This window comes from Enterobacter sp. KB-221C9, from assembly GCF_041320715.1.
Classification (GTDB): domain Bacteria; phylum Pseudomonadota; class Gammaproteobacteria; order Enterobacterales; family Enterobacteriaceae; genus Enterobacter; species Enterobacter asburiae_D.
The window spans coordinates 67,635-88,875 of the sequence record NZ_JBGIWG010000011.1 but is presented as its reverse complement, the minus strand read 5'-3'; the positions used below and the strand labels follow the sequence as shown (position 1 = coordinate 88,875).

The 21,241-nt window shown below is 57.9% G+C and carries 21 protein-coding genes; 14 read left to right on the top strand and 7 right to left on the bottom strand.

What is annotated here, in order from left to right:
- Positions 1-15: 15 nt before the first annotated feature.
- From glgA to asd, 5 genes are all read right to left on the bottom strand, one after another.
- Positions 16-1,449 carry a glycogen synthase GlgA gene (glgA, locus tag AB8846_RS16690; RefSeq protein ID WP_063144255.1) on the bottom strand — a complete coding sequence of 478 codons (1,434 nt, stop codon included), beginning with the start codon at positions 1,447-1,449 and terminating at the stop codon, positions 16-18.
- The gene (gene glgC / locus AB8846_RS16685) at positions 1,449-2,744 is read right to left on the bottom strand and encodes a glucose-1-phosphate adenylyltransferase (RefSeq protein WP_063144256.1); all 1,296 of its coding nucleotides are present in this window, start codon (positions 2,742-2,744) and stop codon (positions 1,449-1,451) included. The genes glgA and glgC overlap by 1 nt, the downstream gene beginning before the upstream one ends.
- A 17-nt stretch (positions 2,745-2,761) precedes the next feature.
- On the bottom strand, positions 2,762-4,735 hold the full coding sequence (gene glgX, locus AB8846_RS16680) for a glycogen debranching protein GlgX (protein ID WP_370733209.1): 1,974 nt from the start codon (positions 4,733-4,735) through the stop codon (positions 2,762-2,764).
- On the bottom strand, positions 4,732-6,918 hold the full coding sequence (gene glgB, locus AB8846_RS16675) for a 1,4-alpha-glucan branching enzyme (RefSeq protein WP_063144299.1): 2,187 nt from the start codon (positions 6,916-6,918) through the stop codon (positions 4,732-4,734). The genes glgX and glgB overlap by 4 nt, the downstream gene beginning before the upstream one ends.
- Before the next feature lie 249 nt (positions 6,919-7,167).
- Positions 7,168-8,271 carry an aspartate-semialdehyde dehydrogenase gene (asd, locus tag AB8846_RS16670; RefSeq protein ID WP_033146834.1) on the bottom strand — a complete coding sequence of 368 codons (1,104 nt, stop codon included), beginning with the start codon at positions 8,269-8,271 and terminating at the stop codon, positions 7,168-7,170.
- Positions 8,272-8,448: 177 nt separating this feature from the next.
- Between asd and yhgN the strand changes: the two genes are divergently transcribed.
- Positions 8,449-9,042 carry an NAAT family transporter YhgN gene (gene yhgN, locus AB8846_RS16665; RefSeq protein WP_003861574.1) on the top strand — a complete coding sequence of 198 codons (594 nt, stop codon included), beginning with the start codon at positions 8,449-8,451 and terminating at the stop codon, positions 9,040-9,042.
- Between the two features lie 142 nt (positions 9,043-9,184).
- Here yhgN and tusA read toward each other — a convergent pair whose 3' ends face one another.
- On the bottom strand, positions 9,185-9,427 hold the full coding sequence (tusA, locus tag AB8846_RS16660; protein ID WP_008503071.1) for a sulfurtransferase TusA: 243 nt from the start codon (positions 9,425-9,427) through the stop codon (positions 9,185-9,187).
- A 167-nt stretch (positions 9,428-9,594) separates the two neighbouring features.
- Between tusA and AB8846_RS16655 the strand changes: the two genes are divergently transcribed.
- Both AB8846_RS16655 and AB8846_RS16650 read left to right on the top strand, forming a co-directional pair.
- A complete protein-coding gene (locus AB8846_RS16655) occupies positions 9,595-10,260 on the top strand; it encodes a 7-cyano-7-deazaguanine/7-aminomethyl-7-deazaguanine transporter (RefSeq protein ID WP_223561775.1) in 666 nt (221 codons plus the stop codon).
- A 72-nt stretch (positions 10,261-10,332) separates the two neighbouring features.
- On the top strand, positions 10,333-10,890 hold the full coding sequence (locus AB8846_RS16650; RefSeq protein ID WP_023309515.1) for a DcrB family lipoprotein: 558 nt from the start codon (positions 10,333-10,335) through the stop codon (positions 10,888-10,890).
- A gap of 4 nt (positions 10,891-10,894) precedes the next feature.
- On the opposite strand, the gene AB8846_RS16645 is transcribed toward AB8846_RS16650, so the two are convergent.
- A complete protein-coding gene (locus AB8846_RS16645) occupies positions 10,895-12,112 on the bottom strand; it encodes an MFS transporter (RefSeq protein WP_370733208.1) in 1,218 nt (405 codons plus the stop codon).
- A 145-nt stretch (positions 12,113-12,257) separates the two neighbouring features.
- Here AB8846_RS16645 and AB8846_RS16640 point away from each other — a divergent pair, with 145 nt between their 5' ends.
- From AB8846_RS16640 to AB8846_RS16590, 11 genes are all read left to right on the top strand, one after another.
- Positions 12,258-13,307: an AI-2E family transporter gene (locus AB8846_RS16640; RefSeq protein WP_063144259.1), complete on the top strand. Its 1,050-nt coding sequence runs from the start codon at positions 12,258-12,260 to the stop codon at positions 13,305-13,307.
- A 336-nt stretch (positions 13,308-13,643) separates the two neighbouring features.
- Positions 13,644-14,033, top strand: a complete 390-nt coding sequence (locus AB8846_RS16635) for a hypothetical protein (protein ID WP_121426138.1) — start codon at positions 13,644-13,646, stop codon at positions 14,031-14,033.
- Between the two features lie 69 nt (positions 14,034-14,102).
- Positions 14,103-15,167 carry a class I SAM-dependent methyltransferase gene (locus AB8846_RS16630; RefSeq protein WP_063144261.1) on the top strand — a complete coding sequence of 355 codons (1,065 nt, stop codon included), beginning with the start codon at positions 14,103-14,105 and terminating at the stop codon, positions 15,165-15,167.
- A gap of 67 nt (positions 15,168-15,234) precedes the next feature.
- Positions 15,235-15,957, top strand: coding sequence for a beta-ketoacyl synthase chain length factor (locus AB8846_RS16625; RefSeq protein ID WP_370733207.1), 723 nt, complete (start codon positions 15,235-15,237; stop codon positions 15,955-15,957).
- The gene (locus AB8846_RS16620) at positions 15,954-16,769 is read left to right on the top strand and encodes a lysophospholipid acyltransferase family protein (RefSeq protein WP_370733206.1); all 816 of its coding nucleotides are present in this window, start codon (positions 15,954-15,956) and stop codon (positions 16,767-16,769) included. Before AB8846_RS16625 ends, AB8846_RS16620 begins: the two co-directional genes overlap by 4 nt.
- Complete coding sequence (locus AB8846_RS16615) at positions 16,750-17,007, top strand: phosphopantetheine-binding protein (RefSeq protein WP_370733236.1); 258 nt, start codon at positions 16,750-16,752, stop codon at positions 17,005-17,007. Before AB8846_RS16620 ends, AB8846_RS16615 begins: the two co-directional genes overlap by 20 nt.
- Positions 17,008-17,019: 12 nt before the next feature.
- Entirely contained in the window at positions 17,020-17,271 is a 252-nt protein-coding gene (locus AB8846_RS16610) for an acyl carrier protein (protein WP_370733205.1), read from the top strand.
- A gap of 6 nt (positions 17,272-17,277) precedes the next feature.
- Positions 17,278-17,865, top strand: a complete 588-nt coding sequence (locus tag AB8846_RS16605) for a hypothetical protein (RefSeq protein WP_331411078.1) — start codon at positions 17,278-17,280, stop codon at positions 17,863-17,865.
- On the top strand, positions 17,858-19,219 hold the full coding sequence (locus AB8846_RS16600) for an AMP-dependent synthetase (RefSeq protein WP_370733204.1): 1,362 nt from the start codon (positions 17,858-17,860) through the stop codon (positions 19,217-19,219). Before AB8846_RS16605 ends, AB8846_RS16600 begins: the two co-directional genes overlap by 8 nt.
- Positions 19,206-19,559 carry a hydroxymyristoyl-ACP dehydratase gene (locus AB8846_RS16595; protein ID WP_033146841.1) on the top strand — a complete coding sequence of 118 codons (354 nt, stop codon included), beginning with the start codon at positions 19,206-19,208 and terminating at the stop codon, positions 19,557-19,559. The genes AB8846_RS16600 and AB8846_RS16595 overlap by 14 nt, the downstream gene beginning before the upstream one ends.
- Positions 19,550-21,241, top strand: a complete 1,692-nt coding sequence (locus AB8846_RS16590; RefSeq protein WP_370733203.1) for a glycosyltransferase — start codon at positions 19,550-19,552, stop codon at positions 21,239-21,241. The genes AB8846_RS16595 and AB8846_RS16590 overlap by 10 nt, the downstream gene beginning before the upstream one ends.

Below are 21,241 nucleotides of genomic sequence, written 5' to 3'. Positions count from 1 at the left end.
AGTAACTTCGCCTCGTTACATCAAGCGTTGATAGAGATCGCGGTATGACTGCGCCGCGACATGCCAGCTAAAGTCCATGGACATCGCCTGACGCTGAACGTAACGCCAGAGGGATGGACGGGACCACAAGACGAAAGCACGCCGAATCGCCCGAAGCAGCGACCAGGCATTACTGTCCTCAAAGACAAACCCGCTGGCGATACCGTCCGCCAGGTTTTCCAGAGAGCTATCGGATACGGTATCCGCCAGCCCGCCCGTGCGGCGTACCAGCGGCAGCGTGCCGTATTTCAGGCCGTAGAGCTGCGTCAGGCCGCAGGGTTCGAAACGGCTCGGCACCAGAATGACGTCCGCGCCGCCCATGATGCGGTGCGAGAACGCTTCGTGGTAGCCAATCTGCACGCCCACCTGCCCCGGATGTTCAGCCGCGGCGGCAAGGAAACCTTCCTGCAGCACCGGGTCGCCCGCGCCGAGCAGCGCCAGCTGTCCGCCCTGCTCCAGTAAACCGGGCAGCGCCTCCAGCACCAGATCCAGCCCTTTCTGGCTGGTCAGGCGGCTGACCACCGCGAACAGCGGCACCTTGTCGTTAACCTTCAGGCCCATCGCAATCTGCAGCTGGCGTTTGTTTTCCGCTTTGTCTTCCACGGAATCACGGCCATAGCGCGCCGCCAGCAGGAGATCGGTTTCCGGGCTCCAGATCTGTTCATCCACGCCGTTCAGAATGCCCGACAGGCGGCCTTCGCGATGGCGCTGTTGCAGCAACCCTTCCAGACCGTAGCCAAACTCCGGCTGGGTGATCTCACGCGCGTAGGTTGGGCTGACCGCCGTGATGTGATCGGCGTAGTACAGCCCGGCTTTCAGGAACGAGATCTGCCCGTTAAACTCCAGTCCGTGCATGTTATAGAACGATAATGGCAGATCGATTTCACTCATGTGATGGGCATAGTACATCCCCTGATACGCCAGGTTATGCACGGTAAAGACCGATTTGGCCGGATGGCCGCGCGCCGCGAGATACGCCGGGGCAAGCCCGGCGTGCCAGTCGTGCGCGTGCACCACATCCGGGCGCCAGAACGGATCCAGCCCCGTCGCCATTTCAGCACCGACCCAGCCGAGCAGCGCAAAGCGCAGCACGTTGTCGGTATAGGCGAACAGGTTCGTATCGTGATACGGGCTGCCCGGTCGATCGTATAAGTGCGGCGCGTCGATCAGGTAAATCCCTACGCCATTGTAATGTCCAAACAGCAGGGTGATGCGTCCGGCAAAGGTCTCACGGCGGGTCACCACTTTTGCATCGGGAATACCGCGCCGGATATCCGGAAAGGCGGGCAGCAGGACTCGGGTATCCACGCCTCCGGCGATTTGCGCCGCCGGTAATGCGCCCAGAACATCTGCCAGACCGCCCGTTTTTAACAACGGGAACATCTCAGAACATACGTGTAAAACCTGCATCATCGCTCCTGTTTGATCTGCAGCTTCCGCAACATTTCCCGTGTGACTAACACGATCCCCTCTTCCGAACGATAGAAACGACGCGCGTCTTCTTCCGCGTTTTCACCAATCACCATCCCTTCGGGAATGACGCAGGCACGATCGATAACGCAGCGCCGCAGACGACACGAGCGACCTACCCAGACATCAGGCAGTAAGACTGCCGAATCGATATTACAAAATGAATTTATCCGCACGCGGGGGAACAGCACCGACTGCACCACCACCGAGCCTGAAATAATGCACCCGCCGGACACCAGCGAGTTCAGCGTCATACCGTGGCTGCCGGAGCGATCCTGAACAAATTTGGCCGGCGGCAGCGATTCCATATGGGTACGAATCGGCCAGTTCTGGTCGTACATATCCAGCTCAGGCGTGACTGACGCCAGGTCGAGGTTCGCTTTCCAGTACGCTTCCAGGGTTCCCACATCGCGCCAGTAGGGTTCCGCATTCGGGTCGGACTGCACGCAGGACAGCGGGAAAGGATGTGCATACGCCATGCCAGCTTTCGTGATTTTCGGAATGATGTCTTTACCGAAGTCGTGGCTGGAGTTTTCGTCTTTGTCGTCTTCTTCCAGCAGCTCATAAAGATATTCTGCATCAAAGATGTAGATCCCCATGCTGGCAAGCGATTTGGTGTCATCGCCCGGCATGGTTGGCGGGTTCGCCGGTTTTTCAACAAAGTCGATAATTTTGTCATCGGCATCCACGTGCATCACGCCAAACGCCGTCGCTTCAGCAACGGGCACGGGCAGACACGCCACGGTGCAGCGCGCCCCTTTTTCGACGTGGTCGATGAGCATGTGGGAGTAATCTTGCTTGTAGATGTGGTCTCCGGCGAGGATCACGATGTATTCCGCGCTGTAGCGACGAATGATGTCGAGGTTCTGCGTCACCGCATCCGCCGTCCCGCGGTACCAGTTCTCGCCGTGGACGCGTTGCTGAGCAGGAAGGAGATCGACAAACTCGTTCATCTCTTCGCTGAAGAATGACCAGCCGCGCTGGATATGCTGAACCAGCGTATGCGACTGATACTGCGTTATGACGCCAATACGGCGAATGCCCGAGTTCAGGCAGTTGGAGAGCGCAAAGTCAATGATGCGAAACTTACCACCAAAGTGAACAGCCGGTTTGGCGCGCTTGATGGTCAAATCTTTCAGACGGGTACCACGCCCACCCGCAAGTATCAGGGCAACCGTTTTTAATGGTAGCTGGCGTGCCAACATTAAGGGATCGTTCTTCTCTAATCTAACCATGACTAACTCCTTTTTTATCATCTTTGGAATACGCACACTCCGTGCGCAGGCCCGTGCCAGACAGCCATTACTACCGGATTATCCGCTCCGGCAAAGGGGGGAACAGCTCGCCATTCCCCTTCAGATAAAACAATCTCTGCGACGTCATCCGTCGCGTTCAGCGTGACCAGCCATTTATCCGAAAGCAGGATTTGCAGGCGTGGTACGCCGTGTTGCCACTCTTGCGCGCTTAACGGTTGCGCGTCTTGATTCAACCAGCGAACGTTGCCGTCACCCTCTTCCCACCAGCTGTCGGCGGTCAGCGCGGGGATCTGCTGGCGAAGATGGATCAGCGCAGCGGTAAAATGAATCAGCCCGCTGTTGGCTTCACCCCAGTCGAGCCAGGTTAACGTGTTGTCCTGGCAATACGCATTGTTGTTACCGTGCTGGCTGTGGCCGTGCTCATCGCCTGCCAGCAGCATCGGCGTGCCCTGCGACAATAAAAGCGTTGTCAGCAGCGCATGTACGCTGGCGCGTCGCCGCTCGATAACGTCAAGGCTTCCGCCTAACCCTTCTATACCATGATTAAAGCTATGGTTATTGTTAGTGCCATCGCGATTCTCTTCGCCGTTTGCCTCATTGTGTTTCTGATTGAAACAAACGCAGTCCCTGAGCGTAAAACCGTCGTGCGCCGTCAACAGATTGACGGTGGCCGACGGGCGTTTGCCGTCGCGCTTAAAGAGATCGCTTGAAGCGGCAAAGCGTCCGGCGAACTCCCCCAGCGACAGATTTCGTTCCAGCCAGAAGCGGCGCGCGGCATCGCGGTAGTGATCGTTCCACTCGGCAAACAGCGGCGGGAAATTCCCGACCTGATAACCGCCTTCACCAATGTCCCACGGCTCCGCGATGAGCTTCACCTGCGAGAGCACCGGACAGTTTTTTATCGCCTCAAACAGCGGCGCCTGCTGGCTGAACGCCGGCGTGCGGCCCATCACGGGCGCCAGGTCAAAACGAAAACCGTCGACGTGGAACGTTTCTACCCAGTATTTCAGGCATTCATAAGCAAAATGCGTGACCGCCGGATGGCTGAGGTTGAGCGTGTTACCGCAGCCGGTCCAGTTCTCATAATCGCCATCCTGCCTGATCCAATAATAGCTACGGTTATCAATTCCGCGCATGGAGAGCGTCGGACCGTCGAGATCGCTTTCGGCACTGTGATTCAGCACGACGTCCAGAATGACCTCAATGCCCGCCGTATGAAGCGCCTTCACCGCATCGCGAAACTCGTCCCGCGCCTTTTCCGGATGGGCGGCATAGCGTGGCTCAAGCGCGAACATCGCCAGCGGGTTGTAGCCCCAGTAGTTGCTTAGCCCAAGCCGCTGCAGGCGCGGCTCGCTGGCAAAATGGGCGACGGGCAGCAGTTCCAGCGCGGTGATGCCAAGGTGTTTCAGGTAGGCGATCATGGTGGGATGCCCGAGCGCCTTATAGGTGCCGCGCATCTCTTTGGGGATCGACGGATGCAGGTACGTCAGCCCTTTGACGTGGGCTTCATAAATGACGGTATTGCCCCACGGCGTCTGCGGCGGGGCATCGTCTTCCCAGTCATAAAGATCGTTCACCACCACGCTTTTTGGCGCGACGGGCGCGCTGTCGCGGTGGTCGGGCTCGCCGTAGCCCACGTGGAAGAGCGGGTCGTCTTTAAACTCGCCGTCCACGCGGTGCGCGCACGGGTCGATCAACAGCTTCGCCGGGTTAAACCAGTGCCCCTGCGCCGGATCCCACGGACCGTGTACGCGAAAGCCATAGTGCATGCCTGGCCGTCCTCCGGCCAGGTAGCCGTGCCAGGTATCCCCCGTGCGCTCGGGTAAATCGTAACGGTGCTCGTTACCTTCCCCATCAAACACGCACAGTTCTACCCGCTCAGCGTGAGCGGAAAAGAGGGTGAAATTGACCCCCTTTCCGTCAAAACGCGCGCCGAGCGGTTCGGGTTTACCTGCCGTAAGCTGCGTCATTCGCCCTCCCGCATCAGCCAGATGGTGCCAAGCGGCGGCAGCGTCAGGCTCAGGGAGTTTGGTCGTCCGTGGCTTTCGATTGCGTCGCTCTGTACCAGCCCGCCGTTACCGGCGTTGCTGCCGTGGTAGTGCATCGAGTCGGTATTCAGGATCTCGCGCCATTTACCCGGCTGGTTAATGCCGAAGCGGTAGTGTTCGCGCGGCACCGGCGTGAAGTTGCTGGCGACGATGATTTCGTTACCGGCTTTGTCACGACGCGCAAAGACAAACACCGAGCGCTCGTGGTCGTCCACTACCAGCCACTCAAAGCCGTACGGATCGAAGTCGAGCTCGTGCAGCGCTTTGTGGTGGCGGTAGGTCAGGTTAAGGTCGCGCACCAGACGCTGCACCCCGTGATGCCAGTTGTCACCGCCTTCCAGCAGATGCCAGTCGAGGCTGGCGTCGTGGTTCCACTCGCGTCCCTGAGCGAACTCATTGCCCATAAACAGCAGTTTTTTGCCCGGGAAGGCAAACATCCAGCCGTAGTAGGCGCGCAGGTTGGCAAACTTCTGCCACGCGTCGCCCGGCATGCGGTCGAGAATGGATTTTTTGCCGTGCACCACTTCATCGTGGGACAGCGGCAGCATGAAGTTTTCGGTGTAGTTGTAGAGCATCCCGAACGTCAGCTTGTCGTGATGGTACTGACGGTGGATTGGATCCAGCTTCATGTAGTCGAGCGTGTCGTGCATCCAGCCCAGATTCCACTTATACCAGAACCCCAGGCCGCCTAGTGACGGCGGACGGGAGACGCCCGCAAAGTCGGTCGACTCTTCCGCCATGGTCACGGCACCGTCCACCTGCTCGCCGATAATGCGGTTGGTATTGCGCAGGAATTCAATTGCTTCCAGGTTTTCACGGCCGCCAAACTCGTTCGGGATCCACTCGCCCTCTTTGCGGCTGTAGTCGCGGTAGATCATCGACGCCACCGCATCGACGCGCAGGGCATCAATGCCAAACCGCTCGATCCAGTACAGGGCATTGCCGACCAGGTAGTTTGCGACTTCACGGCGACCGTAGTTGTAGATCAGCGTATTCCAGTCCTGGTGATAGCCTTCGCGCGGGTCGCTGTGCTCGTACAGCTTCGTGCCGTCAAACTCAGCCAGCGCAAAGTCATCCGACGGGAAATGGCCCGGCACCCAGTCGAGGATGACGTTCAGCCCGGCGGCGTGCGCGGCGTCAATGAAATAGCGGAAGTCATCGCGCGTGCCGAAGCGGCGCGTGGGCGCATACAGCCCGGTGGGCTGATAGCCCCAGCTGCCGTCGAACGGGTGCTCGTTGACCGGCAGCAGCTCAAGGTGGGTAAAGCCCATCCATTTGGCATAGGGCACCAGCTGGTCGGCAAGCTCACGGTAGCTCAGCCAGAAGTTGTTATCGGTGTGGCGACGCCAGGAGCCAAGGTGTACCTCATAGACGGAGATGGGCGCATCAAAGCGGTTGGCCTGTTTACGCTCCTCCGTCTGGACAACCTTCTCCGGCAGGCCGCAAATCAGCGACGCGGTATCCGGGCGCATCTGCGCTTCGAAGGCATACGGGTCGGCTTTAATGCGCAGCTTGCCGTGGGCGTCGATCATCTCGAATTTATAAAGCTGCCCGTGGTGCGCCCCGGGGATAAACAGCTCCCAGATGCCGGTTTCCCGGCGCAGGCGCATCGGGTGGCGGCGGCCATCCCAGTAGTTGAACTGGCCGACAACAGAGACGCGCTGGGCGTTAGGCGCCCACACGGCGAACCGCGTGCCGGTAATGCCGTCCATGGTATCGGCATGGGCACCCAGCGTTTCATAAGGGCGAAGATGCGTTCCTTCGGAGAGCAGCCAGGCATCCATCTCTTTAAGCAGAGGGCCAAAGCTGTAAGGATCGTCAATCAGGTTTTGCTGACCGTGCCAGAGAACGGCGAGCTGATAGCGAAAAGGGTTTTTACGACGTGGCATTACGCCCGAGAAGAAGCCACGGGAATCGAGGCATTCAAGATTGCCGACCTTGCGGCCGGTTTTGGGTTCAATCACCCAGACTTCTGTTGCATCCGGTAACAGTGCCCGAACTTCAAGGCCATCCTCAGTATGATGCATCCCAAGCACAGAAAAGGGGTCAGCAAAATGACCCGCAATAAGCGCATTAATCACGTCTCTATCCACACGATCGGACATGGTATTCATCCTGTTTTTTATGTCGTCCTTTTTAAGCGCTCCGGGACGACTTTTAATGTGACCTGAACGGGACAGCACAAAAATGTGCATCCATTCTGCTCCGTTCGAACCTCAGGTAAGAAATGACTCTTCCTTAAAGCATAGCCAACGCTCTAGATGACTCCTGATAAAAAATAAGACATACGCGTGTTACTCCATGTAGTACGCAAAAAAAAGGGGTGAAAATCACCCCCGGTATTTAACAAATTATTACGCCAGCTGGCGCAGCATGCGGCGCAGCGGTTCTGCCGCGCCCCATAAGAGCTGGTCACCCACGGTGAACGCGGAGAGATACTCCGGCCCCATGTTCAGCTTGCGCAGACGGCCAACCGGCGTGGTCAGCGTGCCGGTAACGGCAGCCGGGGTCAGCTCGCGCATGGTGATATCGCGATCGTTTGGTACCACTTTCGCCCACGGGTTGTGCGCGGCCAGCAGCTCTTCCACGGTCGGAATAGACACATCTTTTTTCAGTTTAATGGTGAAGGCCTGGCTGTGGCAGCGCAGCGCGCCGATACGCACGCAAAGGCCGTCAACCGGAATGGTGTTCGCGGTCGCGAGGATTTTGTTGGTCTCAGCCTGGCCCTTCCACTCTTCGCGGGTCTGGCCGTTATCCAGCTGTTTGTCGATCCACGGGATCAGGCCACCGGCCAGGGGTACGCCGAAGTTATCCACCGGCAGCTCGCCGCTGCGGGTCAGCTGAGTCACTTTACGTTCAATATCGAGGATCGCGGACGCCGGGTTTGCCAGCTCGGTCGCGACGCTCTGGTGCAACTGGCCCATCTGGGTCAGCAGCTCGCGCATGTGACGCGCGCCGCCGCCGGACGCGGCCTGGTAGGTCGCCACGGAGACCCACTCCACCAGATCCTGCGCGAACAGACCGCCGAGGGACATCAGCATCAGGCTGACGGTGCAGTTGCCGCCAACAAAGGTTTTCACGCCGTTGTTCAGGCCGTCGGTGATGACGCCCTGGTTAACCGGGTCAAGAATGATGATGGCATCGTCTTTCATACGCAGCGAAGAGGCCGCGTCAATCCAGTAGCCCTGCCAGCCGCTTTCACGCAGCTTTGGATAGATTTCGTTGGTATAATCGCCGCCCTGGCACGTCACAATAATGTCGAGTGCCTTCAGCGCTTCCAGATCGTAAGCATCCTGCAACGTGCCTGTGGTACCACCAAAGGACGGAGCAGCCTGGCCGAGCTGGGAAGTGGAGAAGAAGACCGGGCGGATAGCGTCGAAATCGCGCTCTTCAACCATGCGTTGCATGAGTACAGAGCCGACCATACCGCGCCAGCCGATAAAACCAACGTTTTTCATAGCATTTTTTTCCTGCTGAGGGTGTGTGCTGTTTGTGCAAGCCAGTATTGAACTGGGATATGCTTCACATTACAAAATGCTGCCAAAGTCGCAAGCGAAATTAATCGATGATTGCCCGGCAATCAGAAATACAGCTAATTATCATAATAACCTTAGAGAATTTCAGGGATAATTTACATGAGTGAAATCATTTCCGCAGCGGTTTTATTGATTCTGATAATGGATCCACTGGGTAACCTGCCGATCTTCATGTCGGTGCTGAAGCACACCGAGCCGAAGCGCCGCCGGGCGATCATGATCCGCGAGCTGCTCATCGCCCTGCTGGTGATGTTTATCTTCCTGTTTGCCGGGGAAAAAATTCTCGCGTTCCTGAACCTGCGCGCCGAAACCGTGTCGATTTCCGGCGGGATTATTCTGTTCCTGATTGCCATTAAGATGATTTTCCCGAGCGCGGAAGGCAGCAGCAGCGGCCTGCCTGCGGGTGAAGAGCCGTTTATAGTGCCGCTGGCGATTCCCCTCGTCGCCGGGCCAACCATTCTGGCCACGCTGATGCTGCTGTCGCATCAGTATCCGAACCAGATGAGCCATCTGGTGATTGCCCTGCTGATCGCCTGGGGCGGGACGTTTATTATCCTGCTGCAGTCGTCCCTGTTCCTGCGCCTGCTGGGTGAGAAAGGGGTGAACGCGCTGGAACGCCTGATGGGGCTGATTCTGGTAATGATGGCGACGCAGATGTTCCTGGACGGGATCAGGGCGTGGATGAAAGGCTAGGTAAACGCAAAACGGCAATCAAAGATTGCCGTTTTTAGTGTTTGCTCCCTCTCCCCGTGGGAGAGGGCCGGGGTGAGGGCATCAGGCCGCAGAGGACGTATTTTTGCCGGGTGGCGGCTTCGCCTTACCCGGCCTACAAAACTTAACCCTTACGAATCAAATACCGGTACGGCAGCGCCTCGGTCTGCTGGGCCACCAGCTCATGCTCCATAAAGGTACAAAAGCCGGGAATATCGCGGGTCGTGGCCGGGTCATCGGCAATAATCAGCAGCGTTTCACCGGTCTGCATGTTGCGCACGGTTTTGCGTACCATCATTACCGGCTCCGGGCAGCGAAGGCCCTGGGCATCAAGAGTGTGGTCTGGGCTGGAAAACAGGTCGGTCATGGTCTTCTCGGTCTGGTAAAAACGGCTGTAGTTTACGCCCGGTTGCGATCAATGCAAACCAGGTTAACGATTGCGTAAAAACTAACCATTGCAATGTCCTGCCAAAGCAGTATCATGCTGCGGTTTTTATTGGGTTCCCTCACCCCAACGTATAAAAAGGTCACAATATGACGTCGTTTTCTGAATCACAGCGCGTAAAAGCGTTGTTCTGGCTTTCGCTTTTCCATTTGCTGGTGATCACCTCCAGCAACTATCTGGTGCAGCTCCCGATCTCCATCTTTGGTTTTCATACCACCTGGGGCGCGTTCAGTTTCCCGTTTATTTTCCTCGCGACGGATTTGACCGTGCGTATCTTTGGCGCACCGCTGGCTCGCCGCATTATTTTTGCCGTCATGCTTCCGGCGCTGTTCATCTCGTACGTGGTTTCCTCTCTGTTTTATATGGGAAGCTGGCAGGGCTTTGAGGCGTTAACCCACTTCAACCTGTTTGTTGCCCGTATCGCCGCGGCAAGCTTTATGGCCTACGCGCTGGGGCAGATCCTCGACGTGCATGTGTTTAACCGCCTGCGTCAGAATCATCGCTGGTGGATGGCGCCAACCGCCTCCACGCTGTTCGGTAACGTGAGCGATACGCTGGCCTTCTTCTTCATCGCCTTCTGGCGCAGCCCGGATGCGTTCATGGCTGAACACTGGATGGAAATCGCGCTGGTGGACTACTGCTTCAAGGTCCTCATCAGCATCGTCTTCTTCCTGCCGATGTACGGCGTGCTGCTCAATATGCTGCTGAAAAGGCTGGCAGATAAATCTGAAATCACGGCATTGCAGGCTGGTTAAGGGTTCGCTTTATCAGTTGTGATAAGATGAGCGAATGAGCCGTTATGGCCGTTTATCGAAAGGAAGAAGTCAATGCGCAATCTGGTTAAATATGTCGGGATTGGCCTGCTGGTTGTGGGTCTTGCAGCCTGTGATAACAGCGACACGAAAACGCCTGCTCAGGGCGCATCCGCAGAGAGCAACGCGACCGGCCAGCCGGTGAATCTGATGGATGGCAAACTCAGTTTCTCTCTGCCAGCCGATATGACTGACCAGAGCGGCAAGCTGGGCACCCAGGCGAACAACATGCACGTGTACTCCGACGCAACCGGGCAGAAAGCGGTCATTGTGATTGTGGGCGACGACACCAGCGAAGATCTGGCCGTTCTGTCCAAACGTCTGGAAGATCAGCAGCGCGGCCGCGATCCGCAGCTGCAGGTCGTCACCAATAAATCCATCGAGCTGAAAGGCCACACGCTGCAACAGCTCGACAGCATCATCTCTGCAAAAGGCCAGACCGCCTACTCTTCTGTGGTGCTGGGCAAGGTTGATAACAAACTGCTGACCCTGCAGATCACCCTGCCAGCGGAAGATCAGCAGAAAGCGCAGACGGCTGCTGAAAACATCATTAATACCATCGTGATCCAGTAACGCTTCACGACGATAACGTGGCCTCCGGTGCCTGCACCGGGGGCCATTTTTTTAGCCGCCACGTCAGCAGCAGCGCAATCACCACCAGACCCGCCGCGGCAAGATAGATAACCGGAACCCCTGCCCAGGCCATCACCAGCCCCGCCAGCGGGCCGGTAATGCCCAAAGACATATCCATAAACACCGTATAGGTCGCCAGCGCCGCCCCCTGATTCTGCTGCGGCACGGCTTTTACCGCCACCACGCCCAGCGCCGGGAAGACCAGGGAAAAGCCCGCCCCCGCGAGGAACACGCCCAGTTTCGCGACCCAGGGCACCATCGCTATTCCGGTCAGCAGCAGCCCGACAATCTCTATCGCAAAGCAGATCATCGCCACGTTCAGCCCGCCCAGACGGTTGATGCCGTTAGGGAAAAGCAGGCGCGCGCCAACAAACGCACAGCTGAACAGGGTTAACGCAAAGGCTGCGCCGTCCCAGCCTTTGGCGTCGTAGAACAGGGTAATGAAGGTCGCTATCACGCCGAAGCCGGTGGTCGCCAGCGCCAGGGCCATGCCGTACGGCCAGACGCGCCCCAGCACCGCCCGAAACGGCAGAGGCTTGCCTTTGCTGGCCTTCACTTTCGGGCGCGGCAGCGCAAAGAGGATCGCCAGCAGCGCGACCGCCATAATGGTGATGGCCAGCCCATACAGCCCGCCCAGCGCATAGCAGGCCACGCCGAGCGGCGCACCGAGCGCCATCGCACCGTAGGTGACAATCCCGTTCCAGGAGATCACCCGGCCAATGTGCGGCGCGCCAACCACCCCCACGCCCCACAGCGTCGAGCCGGTTCCTGCCAGACTTTGCCCAATGCCGAGAATGACGCGGCCCAGACAGAGCAGCGCCAGGCTGACCAGCGGCCAGTGGCTGGTCGCGGCAGCCAGCAGATAGCTCAGCCCACTGAGGAAACAGCCGCACAATCCCACCACCACGATGCTTTTAGGACCGAACGTGTCCGCGTAGCGCCCGGCATGCGGGCGGCTAAGGAGCGTGGCGAAATATTGCAGGCTAATCACCAGCCCCGCCCAGAAGGCGCTGAAGCCCATCACGTCATGGACATAGCCCGGCAGGACCGCCAGCGGCAGGCCAATGGTCAGATAGCTGGCAAAGTTGAAAATCACAACGGAAACGATGCGCAGATTGAGGCGCAGTCCGCTCAGTGCCGGTTCAGCGGCAGGTTCGGGCATGGGGTTCTACCTGGGTTTTTTACAACAGTGTTTCACTATTACCACGGCGGAATAAGAAAATCAGCCCTGACTTTCAGATTAACGGCCCCAGACGAAGCGGAGCCCGGGCACTACACTTACCGGGTCATCATATTAAGGAACACGCATGAGCGCTAACTCGTCCGACAAAGCAGGACTCCACATCTTATTAAAACTCGCCTGTCTGGTGGTTATCCTTGCGGGTATCCATGCTGCCGCCGACATTATTGTCCAGCTCCTGCTGGCGCTCTTTTTTGCCATTGTGCTTAATCCTCTGGTCACCTGGTTTTTACGCCGGGGCGTCAGCCGTCCGGTAGCCATCACCATCGTCGTCATCGTGATGCTGATTGCCCTGACGGCGCTCTTCGGCGTGCTGGCGGCCTCGCTGAGCGAATTCTCCACCATGCTGCCGCAGTACAACAAAGAGCTGACGCGTAAGATTGTCGCGCTGCAGGAGATGGTGCCCTTCCTTAATCTGCATATCTCACCCGAACGGATGCTGCGCAGGATGGACTCCGAGAAGGTCATGACCTACGCCACCACCTTGATGACGGGACTTTCCGGCGCGATGGCCAGCATTCTGCTGCTGGTCATGACGGTGGTGTTTATGCTGTTCGAAGTCCGCCACGTCCCCTATAAGCTGCGCTTTGCGTTAAATAATCCACAAATTCACATTGCTGGATTACACCGGGCACTGAAGGGCGTCTCCAAATACCTGGCGCTGAAAACGCTACTGAGCGTCTGGACCGGGGTGATTGTCTGGCTGGGGCTGATGCTGATGGACGTGCAGTTCGCGCTGATGTGGGGCGTACTGGCCTTTCTGCTGAACTACGTGCCCAATATTGGCGCGGTGCTTTCCGCCGTGCCGCCGATGATTCAGGCGTTTCTGTTTAACGGCTTCTACGAATGTATGCTGGTCGGCGCGCTGTTCCTCGTCGTGCATATGGTGCTGGGCAATATTCTTGAGCCGCGCATGATGGGACACCGGCTGGGCATGTCGACGCTGGTGGTCTTTTTATCCTTACTGGTTTGGGGATGGCTGCTGGGCCCGGTCGGCATGCTGCTGTCGGTCCCCCTGACCAGCGTATGTAAAATCTGGATGGAAACCACCAAAGGCGGCAGCAAGCTGGCGATCCTGCTCGGGCCGGGGAGGCCGAAAAGCCGACTACCCGGCTAACCGGCCTGCCCGTACAGGTAGGTTTAAACCGTCAGTCATACGCCGTAAATTACCGCGATCCTAATCCGTCGCGGTATTTTTATTTGCGTTAAGGCGATATTCGCCCTGTCTTTATTTACGCCGCGCGCATTATTTTGAAACGCAACTCATGATTTAACGCAAATTATAAAAAATGAAATTCTTATTTATTTTCCATGTTATTATCCACGCCTTCGCGTCAACGTAATGCAAACATTAATATTGATTAAAAATACATCTAGCGCAAACAATATGCCGGATGAATATTATTTGTAAAAACCACTACCTTTAATTGTTATTATTGATATGGAGTTGTTGATGAAAAAGATCGTTAAATGGTGTGCTGCTGCCGTATTCGTTGGCGCACTGGCAGGCTGCGCGCGTACCGCCCCAATCGCTCAGGTTCACTCTATTGTCAGCGCGGGTCATACTGCCGATCAGGTAAAAACGGCAATTTTGAAAGCAGGCCAAAAACGTGACTGGATCATGACGGAAGCGGGCCCGGGAGTGATTAAGGGACGTCTGCAGTCACGCGACCACTCGGTTCAGGTGAGTATTCCGTACACGGCAACAAGCTATTCAATCAACTATGAAAACAGCCTTAACCTGAAAGCGGCAGACGGTAAAATTCACAAAAATTATAACCGCTGGGTGAATAACCTCGACCACGATATTCAGCTGAACCTCTCCGCCGGTGCCGCGCTGTAATATTTTTCTAAAGTCGGGCCGCGTATGGCCCGATAACTTCTCTTTATTGCCCTAAAAGGTTACGCAGTAATGTACGAAAAGGACACTCTCAGCGCACTGGATGCCATTACCGAAGCGCAGCGCATCGCCTTTGCCCCGATGTTATTCCAGACTGCGCTTTGTCTGCGTAACTCAGGCGTTCTCGCCTGGCTCGATAAACAAGGTAAACAGGGTGCCAGCCTCGAGGAAATAACCGAACACAGCACGCTCGGCGGCTATGGCGTCAGCGTACTGCTGGATATGGGATTAAGCGGTCGAATCGTTACCCAACAGAATGGACGTTATTTTCTGGCAAAAGTGGGCCATTTTTTACTGCACGATGAAATGACCCGCGTAAATATGGATTTCACTCAGGACGTTTGTTATCAGGGGCTATTTCACCTGGCGGACGCCCTGCAGGAAGAAAAGCCAGCCGGATTAGCCGTGTTTGGCAACTGGCCAACCATCTATCCGGCGTTATCCCAATTACCGGCTCCGGCGAAAGAGAGCTGGTTCGCCTTTGACCATTACTATTCTGACGCCGCTTTTGACGCTGCTTTGCCATATATATTCGCAAGCTCGCCGACAAAATTGTACGATGTGGGCGGAAATACGGGTAAATGGTCGTTACGCTGCTGCCGCTATGACGAAAATGTTGCCGTGACGATCCTCGATCTGCCGCAGCAGATAGCGCTGGCGCAGGAAAACATCGCAAAAGCAGGTTTTTCTCATCGTATTGCATTCCATGCTGTCGATATGCTTAGCCCAGCAGCATTGCCGGGTGACGCCGACGTCTGGTGGATGAGCCAGTTCCTGGATTGTTTCTCTCCGGATCAGATTGTCGCCATGCTGACGCGCGTTGCACAGGTCATGAAGCCAGGCGCACGTTTGTGCATCATGGAGCTTTTCTGGGATGCCCAGAAATTTGAAGCGGCCTCTTTCAGCCTGAATGCCACCTCGCTCTATTTCACCTGTATGGCGAATGGCAATAGCCGGTTTTACAGCGTAGAGAAGTTTTATCGCTACCTGGAGAGCGCAGGTTTCAGCGTTGAACAGCGGCTGGACAATCTTGGGGTCGGTCATACCCTGCTGATATGCACCAGACGTGAACAATAGAGCAGCCTAGCTGCCCGGGCGGCCCAGCCTGCCCTTTGAATACGGTTTTTTTCGCGGACGCGCGTAGATGAAATTTTCACTGAACATTATCGACTGGCAGGCGAGAGCGCCAGGACTCAGCGATGCCACAGAGTGGCAGGCGTGGTCGCGCCTGCAGCTGGCCGTTGACCCAGCGGCCCCGCTTCCCCGACTGACCGCTTTACCCATGATGACCGCGCGCCGCCTCAATTCAGGCAGTAAGCTGGCGGTGGACATTGGTCTCGCCATGCTGCAAAACCACGCTATTGATGCCGTCGTCTATGCCAGCCGCCACGGCGAGCTGGAGCGCAACTACCGTATTCTGCATGCTCTGGCGACCGGGCAGTCCGTTTCCCCCACCGACTTCGCCATGTCCGTGCACAATTCCGCGGTGGGCAATCTTACGATTACCGCACGCCAGGCCATCGTCTCGTCATCCATTTCTGCCGGGCTGGACACCTTCCAGCAGGCCTTATGTGAAGTGCTGAGCCTGCTGCATGCGGGCTATTCCCGCGTACTGCTGGTCGATTTTGACGGCGCGCTGCCGGAATTTTACCATCCGGCGCTACCGCCGCAGATGCCCACCTGGCCGTACGCGCTGGCGCTGGTGATTGAATCCGGCAACGGATTGCAGTGTGAAACCCGCAGCGGCAGCACGGGTGAAGAACCCGACCTGCCGCAAAGCCTGATGTTCCTGCAACGCTATCTCAGCGAGGAACGTCAGTTTGTGGTGCCCGGCGAACGTTTGCTGTGGCAATGGACGCGCGCATGAACCGCCTGACCGCCCGTATCAACTGGCTATGGCGTCTGGCGATGACCGGCTTCTGCTTCGCGCTGTTTGGCGTGGGCGGGCTGCTGCTGTCGCTGGTCTGGTTCAACCTGCTCCTGATCGTCCAGCGCGACCGCGCCAGCCGTCGTCGCCTGGCGCGTCGCAGCATTGCGGCCAGCTTCCGCTTCTTCCTGACCGTGGCGCGCAGCCTTGGAGTGCTGGACTATCGCATTCACAATCTTGACGCGCTGCGCAGCGATCGGGGTTGTCTGGTGGTGGCTAACCACCCCACGTTAATTGACTACGTGATTCTGGCGTCGGTGATGCCGGAAACCGACTGTCTGGTGAAGAGCGCGCTGCTGCGCAACCCGTTTGTCAGCGGGGTCATCCGCGCGGCGGACTACCTGATTAACAGCGAAGCCGAGCCCCTGCTCGCGGCCAGCCAGCAGCGTCTGGCTCAGGGCGACACGCTGTTAATCTTCCCGGAAGGCACGCGTACCCGCTTTGGCGAGGCTATCTCCCTCCAGCGCGGCGCGGCAAATATCGCCGTGCGCTGTAACAGCGATCTGCGGGTGGTGCTGATCCACTGTAGCGAGCACCTGCTGGATAAAAAAAGTCGCTGGTATGATGTACCGCCAGAAAAACCTGTCTTCACCGTGGATGTCCGCGACCGCGTGCACATCGACGAATTTTACGATGCAAATGAACAAGAACCGGCGCTGGCGGCAAGGCAGTTAAACCGGCATCTACAGCATCGATTAACATCAGGCCTTCAATCTTTGTCAGGAATTAATGATGCAAGCGCTTTATCTTGAAATTAAGAATCTCATTATCACCACGCTGAATCTGGACGAGCTTACCGCAGAGGATATTGATACCGATGCCGCGCTGTTTGGCGATGGGCTTGGTCTCGACTCTATCGACGCGCTGGAGCTGGGTCTGGCCGTGAAAAACCAGTATGGCGTGGTGCTTTCCGCCGAAAGCGAAGAGATGCGCCAGCACTTCTTTTCCGTCGCCACGCTGGCGGCCTTTATCAACGCTCAACGCGCCTGAGATGTGATCACGATGACCGAACAAGAAACCATTTATCAGGAAGTCTGTGGTCTTCTGACCACGCTTTTTGAAATCGACCCGCAGGATATTACGCCCGAAGCCCGTCTTTACGAGGACCTGGAGCTGGACAGCATTGATGCGGTGGACATGATTGTTCATCTGCAGAAAAAAACGGGCAAGAAAATCAAACCGGAAACCTTTAAATCGGTTCGTACCGTTCAGGATGTGGTAGACGCCGTCGAACAGCTTCTGCGCGAAGAGTAAGACACCGTGCGTGGTGGACGGACGTTCCCGGTCATCCCACTGCTGACGGGGCTGATGCTGCTGGCGTGGCCCTTCCTGATTGGATTTGGGCTGACGCACAACAGCCTGCAGTGGCTGTTACCGGTGATGGCGCTGGTATTGCTGCTGCGGCTGCGTCAGGCGCAGCGGAACGCTGGCCCGATGCGGTATGTGGTGCAGTGCGTGGCGCTGGCGGGTATCGCGCTCTGCGCGGCCAGCTACCTGCTGAAAGCCCACCAGTGGCTGCTGCTCTACCCGGTGGTCGTCAACCTGGTGATGCTGGCCGTGTTCGGGGGTTCGCTGTGGACCGCGATGCCGCTTGTCGAACGGCTGGCACGCCTGCGCGAGCCAAATTTGCCCCCCGCAGGCGTGCGCTATACCCGCAGGGTGACCCTCGTCTGGTGCGGCTTTTTCATCGGTAACGGCGCGATGGCGCTGTTCACCGTCCTCCACGGCGACATGCATCTGTGGACGCTGTGGAACGGTATGGTGGCCTACATTCTGATGGGAACGCTGATGGCGACAGAGTGGCTGGTGCGCCAGCGGGTGATAAAAAAAGAGATGCACAATGACTAACCCCCTTCCGCTGGGCCAGTGGCTAAACGCGCCGCGCCCTGACGATACGCCCGTAGCCTGGATTGACGATCGTACCTGGACGCTGGGCCAGCTGCGCCACGACGTGACCCTACTGGTCGATACCCTGCGTCAGCAGGAAGGCGAGCGCTGGGCGCTGTGCTTTGAAAACAGCTACCTGTTTATTGTTGCGCTGCTGGCCTCGCTGCACGCCGGTAAAACGCCGGTCATTCCCGGCCATAGCCGCGTCTCGCAGCTTGAAGAACAGCAGGCGTTGTTTAGCGGCGTTCTGAGCGATCGAACACTCGATTTCCATGGGAAGCTGATTGTGGTGGCCTCCAGCCATCAGACGGCTAGCCGCTGGTCGCCCCTGCCGGAGATTGACGAAAGCCGCTTCGTAGAGCTGTTCACCTCCGGCTCCACGGGTACCCCGCGCCGGGTGATTAAGTACATCGTCAGCCTGGATCGCGAAGCCCGTCTGCTGGCTGACCGCTTCGGCGAGCGTCTGGTCGGCTGTAGCGTTGTCGCCTCGGTCGTACCGCAACACCTGTACGGCCTGACATTCCGCATCGTCTTGCCGATGTCGCTGGGCCTGCCGCTGCACGCCGCGATGCTCTACTACGCAGAGCAGCTGACCGCCCTTCCTCATGACAGGCATTACCTGTTCATCAGCAGCCCGGCGTTCCTGAAGCGCCTGGATACCGAGCTGGCCGCGCCGCCCGTCAGGATGCTGATTTCAGCAGGCGGAATGCTGCCCTGGCGTGACGTCGCCACCACCGCGGGCTGGCTTAACATCTGGCCGGACGAAATTTATGGCAGTACCGAAACCGGGATCCTCGCCTGGCGCCATCGCCAGCAGGATAACGTGCCGTGGCTGGCGTTCCCCGGCGTTATCTTCCATCAGGAAGAGGAAGCCTGTCGCGTCACGTCGCCACTGATCCATGAGGAAGAAGGACTCCATCTGGACGATATCCTCCACTTCGACAGCGAGGGGCTGTTCAGCATCGCCGGTCGTCGCGGGCGGGTGGTCAAAATTGAAGAAAAGCGCATCTCCCTTAACGAGATCGAACGTCGCCTGCTGGAGCTCGACGGCATTTGCGAAGCGGCTGTACTGCCGGTCACGCGCGGAGGCCGTCAGGGGATTGGCGCGCTGCTGGTCCTGGACGAAGCGGTTCGTCAGCGCGGGTATATGCAGGATAAAAAAGCGCAGGAGTTCGCCTGGCGTCGTGCCCTGCTGCCGTGGCTTGAGCCGGTCGCCGTTCCACGCTACTGGCGTATCGTCGATGAAATGCCGGTAAACAGTATGAACAAGCGTGTCTATGCGCAGTTAGAGGAGTTATTTCATGAAAATTCATGAAATTGAGCGCCACCAGACACAGCCGGAGAAGCTGGAAATCATTTTGCATCTCGACGCGGCGCTGTTCTGGTTTCAGGGCCATTTTGCCGTACAGCCGCTGCTGCCCGGCGTTGCGCAGCTTGACTGGGTGATGCACTACGCCACGACCTTACTGGCACCGGGCTACCGCTTTCACAGCATTCAAAACGTGAAGTTTCAGGCGCCTCTGCTGCCGGAAACCACGGTGACGCTGGTGCTTGAGTGGCATGCCGAACGTCAGATGCTGACCTTCAGCTACCAGCGTCACGCCGGGGCGGAACGCCATACCGCCAGCAGCGGAAAAATCCGTCTATGTCAGTGATCTTTCGCCCCTGCGTGCTGATCCCGTGCTACAACCACGGCGCCATGATCGCCAGCGTGCTGTCGCGTCTCGCCCCGTTCGGCCTGCCGTGCCTGGTGGTGGATGACGGCAGCGAAGCGATCACCCGTCAGGAGCTCGAACGCCTGGCGGAGGAGCAGCCGCAGATAACGCTGATCCGTCTGGCGCAAAACGCCGGGAAAGGTGCCGCGGTCATCAGGGGGCTTGAGGCGTGCGCGCGCGCGGGCTATACCCACGCCGTGCAGGTGGACGCGGACGGTCAACACGCCATCGAAGATATTCCCAAACTGCTGGCGCTGGCAGAGCGCCACCCGGACGCGCTGATTTCCGGCCAGCCCATTTACGATGATTCCATTCCACGCTCGCGACTCTACGGTCGCTGGGTAACCCACGTCTGGGTGTGGATTGAGACCTTATCCCTGCAGCTTAAAGACAGCATGTGCGGCTTTCGGGTCTACCCGGTCGCGCCCACGCTGCGGCTGGCAGCGCGTGAGCCGCTCGGTAAACGCATGGACTTTGATACCGAAGTAATGGTCCGTCTCTACTGGCAGGGCAACACCAGCGTCTTTCTGCCCACCCGCGTCACCTATCCGCAGGACGGACTGTCCCACTTCGACGCGTTAAAAGATAACGTGCGGATTTCCCTGATGCATACCCGGCTGTTCTTCGGCATGCTGCCCCGCATGCCCGGCCTGCTTTTCCGTCGACGCCGCCAGCACTGGGCGCAGCAGGAGGAGGTCAAGGGTCTGTGGGGAATGCGCCTGATGCTGCGCGTCTGGGAACTGCTGGGGCGACGGGCCTTTACCGTGCTGCTGTGGCCAACGATCGGCGTGTACTGGCTTATCGCGCGTCCGGCGCGGCAGGCCTCGCGGCAGTGGATTAAGAGAGTGAAGCAAGAGCTGCGTCAGCGGAACACGCCTGTTCCCTCACGGCTCAACAGCTTTTTCCATTTTATGCGCTTCGGCAATGCGATGCTGGATAAAGTCGCCAGCTGGCGCGGTGAGCTGAAGTTTGATCGCGACGTGGTCTTTGCCCCCGGCGCGGGCGAAGCGTTAGATATCGCGGCGCCGCAGGGCAAGCTCCTGCTCGCCTCGCACCTTGGCGACGTAGAAGCCTGCCGGGCGCTGGCTCAGCTGGAAGACAGCAAGATCATCAACGCCCTGGTCTTCAGCGAAAACGCCCAGCGCTTTAAGCAAATTATGAGCGAAATGGCGCCTCAGGCCAGCGTGAATTTGATGTCGGTTACCGACATCGGCCCGGACACCGCGATTGCCATCAAAGAGAAGCTTGATCGCGGAGAATGGGTCGCCATTGTGGGCGATCGCATCGCGGTGAATCCGCAGCGTGGCGGCGAGTGGCGCGTGATCTGGAGCCCGTTCATGGGCCAGCCTGCGCCGTTCCCACAGGGGCCGTTTATCCTGGCCTCCATCCTGCGCTGCCCGGTGCTGCTGATTTTTGCCCTGCACCAGCAGGGGAAGCTCACCCTGCACTGCGAGCCGTTTGCCGACCCGCTGCTGCTGCCACGCGGTGAACGCCAGCAGGCGCTGCAACATACCGTCGATCGCTACGCGCAGCGGCTGGAGCATTACGCCCTCACGTCGCCGCTCGACTGGTTTAATTTTTTCGATTTCTGGCATCTGCCAGAGTCCAGAGAGAAGGAGTAA